This is a genomic window from Streptomyces triticirhizae (genome assembly GCF_003696235.1).
In the GTDB taxonomy this organism is placed as follows: domain Bacteria; phylum Actinomycetota; class Actinomycetes; order Streptomycetales; family Streptomycetaceae; genus Streptomyces; species Streptomyces triticirhizae.
Window position 1 is genome coordinate 1 of record NZ_RFFJ01000181.1, and the last position, 12518, is coordinate 12518.

General features: G+C 75.0%; 11 protein-coding genes and 1 pseudogene. 6 read left to right on the top strand and 6 right to left on the bottom strand.

The features are described from left to right. The 3 genes and pseudogenes from EBN88_RS23995 to zapE all read right to left on the bottom strand — a co-directional run. On the bottom strand, positions 1 to 871 hold an 871-nt coding region (locus tag EBN88_RS23995; RefSeq protein ID WP_122399157.1), incomplete at its 3' end, for a TIGR04222 domain-containing membrane protein. A gap of 5 nt (positions 872 to 876) precedes the next feature. After that, positions 877 to 2221 (bottom strand): annotated as a pseudogene (locus tag EBN88_RS24000) (multinuclear nonheme iron-dependent oxidase). A 213-nt stretch (positions 2222 to 2434) separates the two neighbouring features. Then, complete coding sequence (gene zapE, locus EBN88_RS24005) at positions 2435 to 3517, bottom strand: cell division protein ZapE (RefSeq protein WP_122399158.1); 1083 nt, start codon at positions 3515 to 3517, stop codon at positions 2435 to 2437. Between the two features lie 66 nt (positions 3518 to 3583). Here zapE and EBN88_RS24010 point away from each other — a divergent pair, with 66 nt between their 5' ends. The 4 genes from EBN88_RS24010 to msrB all read left to right on the top strand — a co-directional run bounded on the left by EBN88_RS24010 (position 3584) and on the right by msrB (position 7004). Next, complete coding sequence (locus EBN88_RS24010; protein ID WP_122399159.1) at positions 3584 to 4390, top strand: dihydrofolate reductase family protein; 807 nt, start codon at positions 3584 to 3586, stop codon at positions 4388 to 4390. Positions 4391 to 4593: 203 nt separating this feature from the next. After that, positions 4594 to 5043 (top strand): indole-3-glycerol phosphate synthase, encoded by a 450-nt coding sequence (locus tag EBN88_RS24015; protein ID WP_233580896.1) that lies wholly within the window; start codon positions 4594 to 4596, stop codon positions 5041 to 5043. A gap of 106 nt (positions 5044 to 5149) precedes the next feature. Further along, positions 5150 to 6544: a UDP-N-acetylmuramate--L-alanine ligase gene (gene murC / locus EBN88_RS24020; protein ID WP_122399161.1), complete on the top strand. Its 1395-nt coding sequence runs from the start codon at positions 5150 to 5152 to the stop codon at positions 6542 to 6544. A gap of 52 nt (positions 6545 to 6596) precedes the next feature. Then, entirely contained in the window at positions 6597 to 7004 is a 408-nt protein-coding gene (gene msrB / locus EBN88_RS24025; RefSeq protein ID WP_122399162.1) for a peptide-methionine (R)-S-oxide reductase MsrB, read from the top strand. Here msrB and EBN88_RS24030 read toward each other — a convergent pair. Further along, entirely contained in the window at positions 6967 to 7947 is a 981-nt protein-coding gene (locus EBN88_RS24030) for a carbohydrate kinase family protein (RefSeq protein ID WP_122399163.1), read from the bottom strand. The two genes, msrB and EBN88_RS24030, sit on opposite strands and share 38 nt — an antisense overlap. Before the next feature lie 83 nt (positions 7948 to 8030). Between EBN88_RS24030 and EBN88_RS24035 the strand changes: the two genes are divergently transcribed. Beyond that, on the top strand, positions 8031 to 8657 hold the full coding sequence (locus tag EBN88_RS24035) for a LysE family translocator (protein WP_122399164.1): 627 nt from the start codon (positions 8031 to 8033) through the stop codon (positions 8655 to 8657). A gap of 27 nt (positions 8658 to 8684) precedes the next feature. Here EBN88_RS24035 and treZ read toward each other — a convergent pair whose 3' ends face one another. Both treZ and EBN88_RS24045 read right to left on the bottom strand, forming a co-directional pair. Further along, the gene (gene treZ, locus EBN88_RS24040) at positions 8685 to 10433 is read right to left on the bottom strand and encodes a malto-oligosyltrehalose trehalohydrolase (protein WP_122399165.1); all 1749 of its coding nucleotides are present in this window, start codon (positions 10431 to 10433) and stop codon (positions 8685 to 8687) included. A gap of 62 nt (positions 10434 to 10495) precedes the next feature. After that, positions 10496 to 11431 carry a GNAT family N-acetyltransferase gene (locus EBN88_RS24045; protein WP_122399166.1) on the bottom strand — a complete coding sequence of 312 codons (936 nt, stop codon included), beginning with the start codon at positions 11429 to 11431 and terminating at the stop codon, positions 10496 to 10498. A 225-nt stretch (positions 11432 to 11656) separates the two neighbouring features. Between EBN88_RS24045 and EBN88_RS24050 the strand changes: the two genes are divergently transcribed. Beyond that, positions 11657 to 12226: a DUF1707 and FHA domain-containing protein gene (locus EBN88_RS24050; protein WP_122399167.1), complete on the top strand. Its 570-nt coding sequence runs from the start codon at positions 11657 to 11659 to the stop codon at positions 12224 to 12226. Positions 12227 to 12518 lie beyond the last annotated feature (292 nt).

The following is a 12518-nucleotide window of genomic DNA, read 5'->3' on the forward strand; positions in this document are numbered from 1 at the left end:
CGCCGCCACAGCCCCCGCTCCCGCCGCCGCAGCCGCCACCACCGCTTCCGCCGTCACCGCCGCAGCCGCCCGCCGCGCCGCAGCCCGCGCCCCAGGAGGGGGACGTGGCGGAGGCGGCCGGCGCGGTGGCCGCCGCGAGGATCGCGCCACGGAACTGCTCGACCAGCTCCGCGCCCAGCACCGCGACCCCGCCCAGCGCCACCGCGCCCGCCAAACTGTCGACCAACCGGGGCCGGTGGGCGCGGAGTTGACGCATCGTCTCCCGGCCGAGCGGCGGCAACGAGGAGGACGGCGGCGCGAGGACGAAGGAGCCGATCAGCGCCACCAGGCCCAGCGCGGGCCCCAGCAGCGTCCAGACCGTCCGCGCCGGCTCGCCGAGGCTGAGCGCCACCAACGAGAACGGCGCGCTGAGCAGGGCGAAGCCGGCGATCAGCCGGCAGAGCACGATGGCACGCCCCCAGGCGCGGCGTTGCCTCGGCAGATAGGTCAGCCCACGGGAGGCCAGGCCCTCCCCGATGTCCCGCACCAGCGGGGAGCCGATCAGCTCCGCGCGCACCCGGTCCAGTGGGGCGCCCCACTCCTCACCGAGGACGCCGAGGGCCGCCCGTTCCAGTGGGTCGTCGGCGACCGGCCGCACCACCCGCACCCAGCGGTCCTCGATGGTGACGCGTTCCTTCTCCCACAGGGCGACGAGGACCGTGTCCGCGACCCGCTCCGGGCCGCCGGCCAGGAACGCGGCCTCGGCGACGGTGCCGACGCCGAGCTTCGCCAGGGCCGGCGTGCTCGGCAGGGCACGGGACCGCAGGGACCCGGCCCAGACGAGGATCGCAAGGGCCAGCAGCCCCGGGCCTGTCGACAGTGCGAGCCACATCCCGCTCACCTCTCCTCCCGCCGCCCGCGCGGCCTGATGCCCCTGACCGCCCGGCGCAGGGGGCCGGGGCGGGGCGGTTCCCGCTCGTCCAGCCAACGGGCCAGCCGCCGGCGGACGTTCGGGCTGAGCTCGGGGCCGGGTTCGGGGCCCCGTTCGGGGCCAGGACCCCGGTCCGGCGCGCGGCCTAGGAGATGGCGGGCCAGCGCGACCGCGTCCCGGCGGTAGCCGCCGGTCAGCGGGTGCCGCGCCGCGTAGGCGCGGACCGCGCGCGGGTAGTCCTCGCCCAGGATCTCCGGCAGCTCGGGCGCCACCTTCGCCAGCACGCCCGCGCGCTTGGCGACCAACGCCCGCCGCTGGGCGGCCAGTCGGTCGCCGTCGAACCCTGGCGGCCGCGGCGCGCCGGCCACCAGCGAGGACAGCAACGCGTCCTGCGCGGTGGCCAGCCGGCGCCGGGCCGCCACCAGCCCGGCCGGCTCGCCGCCCGGCGCGACATACGGAGCGTCAGCCATGGCGCACCCGCTCCCGCTCGACCACCGCGCGGATGGCGGCCAGCTCGCCGGCCAGCTCACCGCGCGAGGGGAAGTCGGCGTCCCGCTCCAGCATCACGCCCGGCGGGACGGCCCGCGCGCACAGCTCGCCCAGCACCTCCAACACCCGGGGCGGAACGGGGTGGGCGTGACTGTCGTGCCAGAGCCCGTCCCGTTCCACGCCGCCGGCGACATGGACGTAGGCCAGCGCCTCCAGCGGCAGCGCCGCCAGCGCCTCGGCCGGGTCCTCGCCCCGGTTGACGTGGTTGGTGTGCAGGTTGGCCACGTCGATCAGCAGCCGCACCCCGGTGCGTTCCACCAGCTCGCCCAGGAACTGGGCCTCCGTCAACTCCTCGTCGGGCCAGGAGAAGAGCGTCGCGATGTTCTCCAGCGCCAGCGGCACGGGCAGCGCGTCCTGGGCGATCCTGACGTTGGCGCAGAGCACGTCGAGGGCGTCCCTGGTGCGTGGCACGGGCAGCAGGTGGCCGGCCTCGATCGCGGGCGTACCGGTCAGCCCTCCGCCGGACCTGACGAACGCGATGTGCTCGGTGACCAGCGGCGAGCCCAGCGCCTCCGCGACCGAGGCCAGATCCACCAGCCGCGCCGGCGAGGGCCGCGCCGCGCCGCCCAGGCCCAGGCCGACGCCGTGTGGGACCACCGTGGTGCCCCGCGCCCGCAGTCGTTCCAGGGCGTCGGGCGGGTGGTCGGCGCAGACGTTCTCCGCGACCACCTCGACCCAGTCGATCCCCGGCAGGCCCTCGATGACGTCGGCCAGCTCGGGCCGCCAGCCGATCCCCAGGCCCAGTCGCTCCGTGTTCCCCACGGCACCTCCCCGTGTTCCCCCGTGCCCCCGTCGTCGACCGGCCCCCGCCGGTCGTCCCTGTCACCACCATCCCCCCGCCGGCGCCCAACAATCGGGCATCGGGGAGGATTTGAGGTACTTCTGAGCTGGTTCTGAGCCGGATCTGAGCTTTCACGCCCGAATGCCCGGAACGAACGATCGGACGGTGAGCGTCAGGGGTCGGTCAGCGGCCGGTCAGGGGGCCGTGCCCGCGTCCCTGGCCAGCGCGGTCAGCCGGGAGACGGCGCGGAAGTACTTCTTGCGGTAGCCGCCGCGCCGCATCTCCTCGCTGAAGAGGCGGTCGAACGGCGCGCCCGAGGCCAGCACCGGGATCTCCCGGTCGTAGAGCCGGTCGGCGAGCACCACCAGCCGCAGCGCCGTCGTCTGGTCGGGCACCGGACGCACGTCCGTCAGGCAGACCAGGCCCACGCCGTCGCAGAGCGCCCCGTAACGGCTGGGGTGGACGCGGGACAGGTGGTCGAGCAGGGCGCCGAAGTCGTCGAGGGTCGCGCCCTCGGTGGCCCGGGCCGCCGCGACCACCTCCTCGGTCGGCCTCGGCGGCGGCGCCTCGGGCAGGCCCCGGTGGCGGTAGTCCTCGCCGTCCACCCGCAGCGGGCGGAAGTGCGCGGCCAGGCCCTGGATCTCCCGCAGGAAGTCGGCGGCGGCGAACCGGCCCTCGCCCAGCTTCCCCGGCAGCGTGTTGGAGGTGGCGGCCAGCGCCACGCCCTCCTCGACCAGCCTGGCCAGCAGCGAGGAGATCAGCACCGTGTCGCCCGGGTCGTCCAGCTCGAACTCGTCGATGCACAGCAGCTGATGGCCGGCGAGGGTGCGCACCGTCTGCTGGAAGCCGAGCGCGCCGACCAGGTTGGTCAGCTCGACGAACGTGCCGAACGCCTTCCGCTGGGGCGGCGCCGGGGCCGCGTGCCACAGCGAGGCCAGCAGATGGGTCTTGCCCACGCCGAAGCCGCCGTCCAGATAGACCCCGCGCGGCCCGCTCGCCTCGCTCCTGCGGGAGAACGCGCGCAGCAGCCCGCGCCGCCCGCCGCCCTTGCCGCCGCCGTCGAGGGTGGCGGCGAAGTCCTCCAGCGCCTTGACGGCGGCGCGCTGGCTCGGCTGGGCCGGGTCGGGGACATAGGTGTCGAAGCGGACCGCGTCGAAGCGCGGCGGCGGCACCAGCTCCGCCACCAGCCGCTCGGCCGGCACCTGGGGCGAGCGGGCGCTGAGCGCCGGCGGCTCGCCCTCCGGGCCGGTGGACTGGGGCGCGCTGGGGGTGGACACGGTCTTCGATTCTACGCCAGACGGGTGGTACCGGCCGGTTCGGGCCGCTGTGCCAGACTGCGCCCCATGCGCCGCCTGTACCCCGTGCCCGCCCCCGCGCGCCCCGTCGCCGAAGCGGCCTCGCCTGGGCCGGTCCCGCCAGGACTGGCCGAGCTGGCCGAGGACTACGCCTACCCCGAGCCGGTCGCGGCCGACGGCTGCTGGCTGCGGGCCAACATGGTCGCCTCGTTGGACGGCGCCGCCCATCACGACCACCGCTCGCGGCCGCTCTCCGGGCCGGCCGACATGCGCGTCTTCGGGGTGCTGCGGGCGCTGGCCGACGCGGTGGTGGTGGGCGCGGAGACGGTGCGCCGCGAGGGCTACCGGCCGGCGCGTGTGCGCGCCGAGTTCGCCGAACGGCGGGCCGCCGCCGGGCAGGCGCCGGCCGCCGCCATCGCCGTCGTCAGCTCCCGTCTCGACCTGGACTTCTCGCTGCCGCTGTTCGCCGCGCCCAGCGTGCCGACGCTGGTGGTCACCGGCGCCGGCGCCCCGCCGGCGCGGCTGGCGGCGGCGGCCGAGGCCGGGGTCGAGGTGGTCCTCGCCGGCGAGGGCACCACGGCCGAGCCGCACCGGATCAGGGCCGAGCTGGCCGCCCGTGGCCTCACCCGGCTGCTGGCCGAGGGCGGCCCCAGGCTGCTGGGCGCGTTCGCCGGCGCGCGGGCGCTGGACGAGCTGTGTCTGACGGTCGCACCCCGGCTCGCGCTCGGCGCGGCGCCCAGGATCGCGACCGGGCCCGAACTGCCCGAGCCCCACGCGTTCCAGCTCACCGACCTGCTGGAGGAGGACGGTTTCCTCTTCCACCGCTACCGCTCCGCCGCGCCTCCCGCTCCCTGAGAAGGGTCCAGTCGAGGCACCCGGTGCGGGGGTGTGTTGGAGTTTCGGCCGAAGGGTCTGACAATCTGCGGAATGTAACGTTCCGCATATCCTGGTGTGGGCAGACTGAAGGGACGCGACGCCGTGTCAACCACGGTGTTTCGCCACGACGGGGAGCGCGGACCGGCCGACGAAGGGCGCAGAGCGTGATCACGACTGTCCTCATGATCGAGAAACCCCTGGTGCCCACCGACACCGAGCTGGTCACCACCCTGCACGGCGACGAGGAGCAGTCCTTCGTGGTGCTGATGCAGCCGCGCGGCGACCAGGACCAGCTGCTGCGGGCGTTGGACGACGTGGCGCTGGGCGAGTTCGGGGACGCCGTGCGGGAGCCGGACGAGCCGGAGGGCGAGGAGGCGGTGCCGCCGGCGGCGCGCGGGCTCGACCACTCGCTGGACGCGCTGCGCGCCGCCGGCGCCGAGGCGGTCGGCCAACTGGTCTCCGAGCACCCGTTGGACGTGCTGGCCTCCGTGGTCGCGGAGACCGGCGCCGACGAGGTGGTGGTGCTCACCGCGCCGCACTACGTCGAGGAGCTGTTCCACCGCGACTGGGCCTCCCGCGCCCGGCACCGGGTCGGCGTTCCCGTGCTGCGGCTCTTCGCCCACACCGAGTAGCCGGCGCGGCGTGGGCGACACCGAGGAGCGTCGCCGGCCCTGCGCGGCCCGCTGCCCGGCGGGTGCGACAATCGGCGGGCTACCGCGTCGAGCAGGGAGACGGACGATGACCACGGCGATCCCACCCGGGATGGAACGACCGCACTTCATCGGCATCGGCGGTGCCGGCATGTCGGGCATCGCCAAGTTGCTGGCCGGGCGCGGCGCCGCCGTCGCCGGCAGCGACTCCCGCGCCTCGGAGACCACCGCCGCCCTCACCGAGCTGGGCGTCACCGCGCACGTCGGCCACCGCGCCGAGCACCTCGCGGACGACGCCACCTGCGTGGTCGTCTCCAGCGCCATCCGGCGGGACAACCCCGAACTGGTCGAGGCCGCCCGCCGCGCGCTGCCCGTGATCCACCGGGCCGAGGCGCTGGCCGCGCTGCTGGTCGGCACCCGCTCCATCGCCGTCGCCGGCACCCACGGCAAGACCACCACCACCTCGATGCTGGCCGTCGGCCTGACCACCCTGGGCCTGTCGCCGTCCTACGCCATCGGCGGCGACCTGGACGTGCCCGGCTCCAACGCGGCGCAGGGCACCGGCGACCTCTTCGTGGTCGAGGCCGACGAGAGCGACCGCAGCTTCCACCACTTCCGCCCCGAGGTGGCGGTCATCCTCAACGTGGAGCTGGACCACCACGCCAACTACGCCTCGATGGACGAGATCTACGACTCCTTCGAGACCTTCGTCTCCGGGATCAGGCCCGGCGGCACGTTGGTGATCAACGCGGACCAGGAGGGCGCGCGCAAGCTCACCGCGCGCCTGGCCGGGCGCCCCGAGCTGACCGTGGTCACCTACGGAGAGGCGGCCGACGCCGACGTGCGGGTGACCGGGCTCCGGCCGAAGGGCCTGACCAGCGAGGTCACCGTCGAACTCGGCGGCGAGAAGCTCACGTTCGAGGTGTCGGTCCCCGGCCGGCACTACGCGCACAACGCGGTCGCCGCGCTGGCCGCCGGCGTCGCTGCCGGGGTGCCGGCCGCCGAGTTGGCCGGCGCGCTCGCCAGCTACACGGGGGTCCGCCGGCGCCTCCAGTTCAAGGGCGAGGCCGGCGGGGTGCGGGTGATCGACTCCTACGCCCACCACCCCACCGAGATGGCCGCCGACCTGGAGGCGATCAGGGACGGCGCGGGGGAGGGCCGGGTGCTGGTCGTCTTCCAGCCCCATCTCTTCAGCCGCACCCAGGAGTTGGGCGCGGAGATGGGCCGGGCCCTGGCCCTGGCCGACGCCAGCCTGGTGCTGGAGATCTATCCCGCCAGGGAGGACCCGATCCCCGGCGTGACCAGCCGGCTGATCGTGGACGCGGCCCGCCGGCACGGCGCCGAGGTCACGGCCGTGCCCACGAGGAACGCCGTCCCCGACGCGGTCGCGGGAATCGCCGGGCGGGGCGACCTGGTTCTCACCATGGGCGCGGGCGACGTCACCGAGCTGGGCCCGCTCATCCTGGCGCGGCTCGCCGCCTGACGCGGCCGGACGCGACACCCGGCCCCCACCGAGAAGACCCGAAGGAGACACCATGGCCTACAAGGTCGAGAAGTCCGACGACGAGTGGCGCGCGCAGCTGTCCGACGAGGAGTACCGGGTGCTGCGGCAGGCCGGCACCGAGCCGGCGTTCACCGGCGAGTACACCGACACCAAGACCGAGGGCGTCTACCACTGCCGGGCCTGCGGCGCCGAGCTGTTCCGCTCGGACACGAAGTTCGAGTCGCACTGCGGCTGGCCCTCGTTCTTCGACCCGGCGGACAGCGATGCGGTGGAGACCCGCCCGGACGACTCGCTGCCGGGCCGGCCCCGCACCGAGGTGCTCTGCCGCACCTGCGGCTCGCACCTGGGCCATGTCTTCGCGGGCGAGGGCTACGGCACCCCCACCGACCTGCGGTACTGCATCAACTCCATCGCCATCCGGCTGGACCCGGCCGAGTAACGCCGCCCTCGCCGGTGATCTCCGCCGTCGCCGCCGCCAACTCGGCGACGCTGATGTGCCGTTCGTGCGTGCCGTGGTGGGTGGCGGCGAACGCCCCGGAGACCGCGCCGGCCAGCACGCAGCGCTCCAGCGGCGCCCCGTCCAGGTGCGCGTGCAGGAACGCGGTCGCGAAGGCGTCGCCCGCGCCGTTGCTGTCCACCACGGCGCGGGGCGGCGTCACGGCGGGGAAGTGCCGCACCCGCCCGTCGCCGCCGGCCTCGGGCCGGGCCAGCACATGGCAGCCGCGCGCGCCGTCCGTGGCGACCGCGACCCGCGCCCTGCCCCGCTCCACGACCGACTCCAGCACCTCGGCGACCCGGTCGCCGAGGTGGGCCGCGCTCATGAAGAAGTAGTCCACGCCCAGCGCCCACGGCGCCATCGCGGCGTCCCGCCCGTCCCAGGCGTGCACGTCGGTCGAGGTGGTCACCGGCCGGTCGGCCAGCTCCCCCAGCAGGTCGCGGGTGAACCCGGCCGGCCCCACGTGCACATGGGCCGCCCGCTCCAGATGCGGCAGCACCACATCCGCCGGCAGCCGCAGCTCCCACGGCAGCCGGCCGTCATAGAACGAGAACCGCCGCCCCTCGGCGTCCACCAGGTTGACGCTCCGCGAGGTGCCGTGCGGCGCCGGCAGCGCCTCGAACCGCAGCCCCGCCGCGCGGAACCGCTCACCGACCAGCCGGCCCTGGGCGTCGTCGCCGAGATACGTCAGATAGCTGGTCGGCCGCCCCAGCGCGTGGAAGCCCAGCGCCCAGCCGGTGCCGGAGTGCGCCACATAGTCGCGGATCGGCTCGACATGCGCCAGATCGCCCTCCGGCACCGCCAGCCGCTCGACGCGGACGATGGTGTCGACGCCCGAAGTGCCCACCACCAGCACCCCGTTGGCCCTACCCGTGTGCTCGGGCACCGTTGCCTCCCAGAATCGAACCAGCTGCCAGCGTACGGAAAACGCATGGCCGTGGTCCGTGACACGGGAGCAGGATGAGGCCCATGTGGAGTCACCTTCCGGCCTTCCTCCTCGCGTGCCTGCTGATCGCGGCCTCGCCGGGGCCCGGCACCGTTCTGATCATCCGTAACTCGCTGCGCGACCGCAGGGCCGGATTCCTCACGGTGCTCGGGAACGAGAGCGGCGTCTTCATCTGGGGCCTGGCCGCCGCGTTCGGGCTGACCGCGCTGCTGGACGCCTCCGAGGCCGCCTACGACGTGCTGCGGCTGGGCGGCGCCGTGGTCCTGGTCGTCTTCGGCGTCCAGACGCTGCGCGCCGCGCGGCGCGGCGGCGGCGAGTCGCTGACCGCCGAGCGGCCCGACGCCGAGCCCGGCTCCCCGGCCCACTACTACCGCACCGGACTGCTGCTCAACCTCGCCAACCCCAAGGCCGGGATCTTCGCCATGGCCTTCCTGCCGCAGTTCGTCCCGGCCGGCGCCCCCCACCTGCCGACCATGGTGCTGCTCGCCGCGATCTGGGCGGTCTTCGAGGTCGGCTACTACGCCACCTACGTCTGGGGCGTCGACCGGATGCGGACCCTCCTGGCCCGCCCCACCGTCCGGCGCCGGCTCGAACAGGTCTCCGGCGTCGTCCTGATCGGCCTCGCCGTCCGCCTGGCGACGGACGGCTGAGGGACCCGGCGGCGCGGCGCGCCGCGTTCAGGTCCGCAGCAGCACCTGGGCCGCGTGCGGCGGCAGCGACAGCGAGCCGTCCGGCGGGTCAGGACGCTCCTCGGTGTGGCTGGCCGCGAGCGTCGCGAACGGGCCGGGGCCCAGCGGCAGCAACCCCGGCTCGGACGCCAGGTTGGCCGCGACCGTCAGCGGCCCGTTGTGCAGCACCAGCCACCGCGCCGTCTCGTCGAAGTCGCAGCGCACCGCGTCCAGCCGCAGGTCGGGCGGGAGATGGCGGTGCCGGATCGCGATCAGCCTCCGGTGCCACTCCAGCAGCGCCGCCTTCGCCGGCTCCCTGACCGGCTCGTTCCAGTCCAGGCAGGAACGGTCCCGGGTCGCCCGCTCCTGTGGGTCGGGCACCTCGGCCGCCGTCCAGCCGTGGGTGGCGAACTCCCGCCGCCGGCCGTCCCGCACCGCCGCCGCCAGCGCCGGGTCCTGGTGGTCGGTGAAGTACTGCCAGGGCGTGGTCGCGCCCCACTCCTCGCCCATGAACAGCATCGGCGTGAATGGGCCGCACAGCACCAGCGCCGCCACCGGCGCCAACCTGGCCGGCCCCAACAGCGCCGCCAGCCGGTCGCCCAACGCCCGGTTCCCCACCTGGTCGTGGGTCTGCGCGTAGCCCACCAGCTGGTGGGCCCGCACCGTCGAGCGGTCCAACGGCCGGCCGTGCCGCCGCCCCCGGAACGACGAGTATCCGCCGTCATGGAAGAAGCCACAGGTCAACGCCTTGGCCAGGGCCGCGATCGGGGCGCGGGCGAAGTCACCGTAGTAGCCCTGGGACTCTGCGGTGACGGCGCAGTGCAACGCGTGGTGGAAGTCGTCGTTCCACTGGGCGTGCAGGCCGTGGCCGTGGTTCTCGCGCGGCGCGACCGTGCGCGGGTCGTTGCGGTCCGACTCCGCGATCAGGAACATCGGCCGCCGCTCCGCCTCCGCCAACGCGTCCACGGCCGTCGACAGTTCGGCCAGCACATGCTCGGCGCGGTCGTCGGCCAGCGCGTGCACCGCGTCCAGCCGCAGCCCGTCGAGCCGGTAGTCCCGCAGGAACGCCAGCGCGCTGCCCACGAAGTAGGCGCGCACCTGGTCGGATTCGGGGCCGTCCAGGTTGACCGCGGCGCCCCAGGGCGTGTGGTGCCGCTCGGTGAAGTAGGGGCCGAACGCGGGCAGTCGGTTGCCCGAGGGCCCCAGGTGGTTGTGCACCACGTCCAGCACCACGCCGAGACCGTGCTCGTGCGCCGCGTCCACGAACCGCGCCAGGCCCTCGGGCCCGCCGTAGGGCTCGTGCACCGCCCACGGTGCCACCCCGTCGTAGCCCCAGCCGTGCCGCCCGGGGAACGGGCTGACCGGCATCAGCTGCACATGGGTGATCCCCAACTCCGCGAGGTGCGGCAGGTGTTGGGCCGCCGCGTCGAAGGTCCCGGCCTCGGTGAACGTGCCGACGTGCAGCTCGTAGATGACCGCGCCCGCCAGCTCGCGGCCCCGCCAGGAGTGCCGCCAGGGAAACCGCGAGGGATCGACGACGGCGCTCAGCCCGTCCGGCCCGTCCGGGAGCGCGCGCCCGCGCGGGTCGGGCAGCACCTCCCCGCCGTCCAGCGCGAAGCCGTACCGCGCCCCCGGCTCGGCGTCCGCCTCCGCCTCCCACCACCCCTCGCCGCCGGGGGCCGGCCGCATCGGCAGCGGCCGGCCGTTCAGCTGGAGCGTGACCTCACGGGCTCGTGGCGCCCAGACCTCGAACAACATGGGTCCATGCTGGGCGCCACGCCCCGCTCAGGCCAGACCCCCCGCCGGGGGAGGCGGGGCCTTCAGTCCCGGACCAGGCAGTAGCGGTGCTGGCTGATCGGATAACCGGCCCGGGCGAAGGAGGCGGCCATGCCGACGTTGCCCACGTCCGTGGAGGCGCCGATCCGTTCGGCGCCCTCGGCCACCAACATGTGGGTGCACTCGGCCAGCAGGTCGTAGCCGTAGAAGTGGCCCCGCTGCTCGGGCACCACGCCGACGAAGCCGACACAGGCCCCGCCCGGGTTGTGCGCCGGAACCTGGATGCCCACCAACTCGCCCTCGGGCGTGTACGCCAGGCGCAGCCACTCGCGGGGCGAGGGACACCAGTTGATGAACTCCAGCTCCTGGCGCGCCGCCGCCTCGGGGCCGCCCTGCTCCTCGATGGCGCGCAGCGCGTGGTGGTCCCCGGTCTCGCTGTGCACCCGGGCCAGCACGTCCAGCACGGTGTCGTCGTCCGGCTCCGGGCGGAACGTGAGCCGGCCGGGCCGCTCGGGCAGGCCGCGTTCGGGCGTCCAGGTGTAGTGGAAGCGCTCCGTCAGCCGGCGGTAGCCGGCCTCCTCGGCCGCCGCCATCCGGCGCTCGGCGGCCCGGAACGCGGCCGGGTCCTCGCGCCAGCCCGGGGGCAGCAGCAGCTCGTACTCCGCGCCCCAGGGCGCGGCGCGCAGCAGCGCCACGCCGTCGGCGTGGTCGAGGAAGTCGAAGTACTCCAGGAGCTTGGGCTGTGGGTCGGACGGCCCGCCCCAGTACGCGGCCCGGGCCACCACCGCGCCGTCGCGCAGCGCCAGCCAGCTCCAGTCGGGGCGGTACTCGCCGCCGGCGGAGAGGAGTTCGAAGGTGTTCCTGGGCGGGGGAAGGATGGACCGGCCCACGAGGTTGTCGTCGGGCAGCGCGACGGAGAGCGAGCGGAACAGCTCGCCGGGCTCGCCCTCGGCGAGCGGACGAATGACCAGGTCGGTCACGGGGTTCCCTTCGGAAGGAACGCCCCGCGCTCGCCTCAGTCGCTGTGACGCCCGAGGACAGCCGGGCGGAGGCGCGGGACGCGAACTACGGGTGTGCGGATCATCGTCAACGCCTCCTTCCTCTTCGGGCGGCCCACGGGGCCGAACTCCCTGGCGTCAACCGCACCCTAGCCCACTCGGGGCGAATCTGGACAGCCGGGCCGGGCGTCCCCGAGAATCCCGAACATGACCACGCCCGACTCCGAGGCCCAGCGACCGCGCGTCTCCGACGCGGACCGCGAGCGGGCCCTGGACGTGCTCAAGGAGGGGATGGCCGAGGGACGCATCTCCCCCGACACGCTGCTCCGGCGCATCGAGTTGATCATGGCGGCCCGGCACCCCGACGAACTGGCCGAGCTGGTCGAGGACCTGCCGCACCGGGAGGTCCCGCCGCCGCCCCACAAGGGGTGGTTGCTGGAGTCGGTCACCCGGCTCTCGGCCTTCCACCACCGGCTCCGCCTCGCCTGGCGCGCCGAGCGGCTGCCCCAACTGGTGCTGCCCGCGCCGGGACCCAAGCCGCTCGCGATAGGCCGCGCGGCGGGGTCGGGGCTGCGCCTCAACGACGCGAGCGTCTCCCGCTACCACGCCCAGCTGCGCGGCACGGCCACCGGCTGGACCCTGCGCGACCTCGGCTCGGCCAACGGCACCTGGGTCAACGGCCGTCGGGTCGCCGACACCGTCCCCGTCCGCGCCGGCGACCAGGTCCGCTTCGGCGCGGTCTCCTACCGCCTGGCTCCCCGGGAGCCCACGGCCTGAGGGCCGCGCGGTCGCGGCCTCGCGAGCCGCCGATGGACGGTCAACTCCCCGCGCGCGGCGCCCGGTCCCGCCCGCCGACGCGGACGGGCCCGCCCGGGGTGCCCCAGCGATTGGCGAACGATGCGCGCTTCCCCCACGTCCCCCCGCCGGCGTCGCCATCCAACGCCCCGTTATGTTTTTCGTGGTCCTGCAATGGGGCCGCTGGCCTCTGGGCCCGGTATGACTTGTTGCCCCCTGTCGAAGGCATGACCTGGGGGGTGGTGTCGCCGGGTCCGGGGGTGTTCGTCGGAGA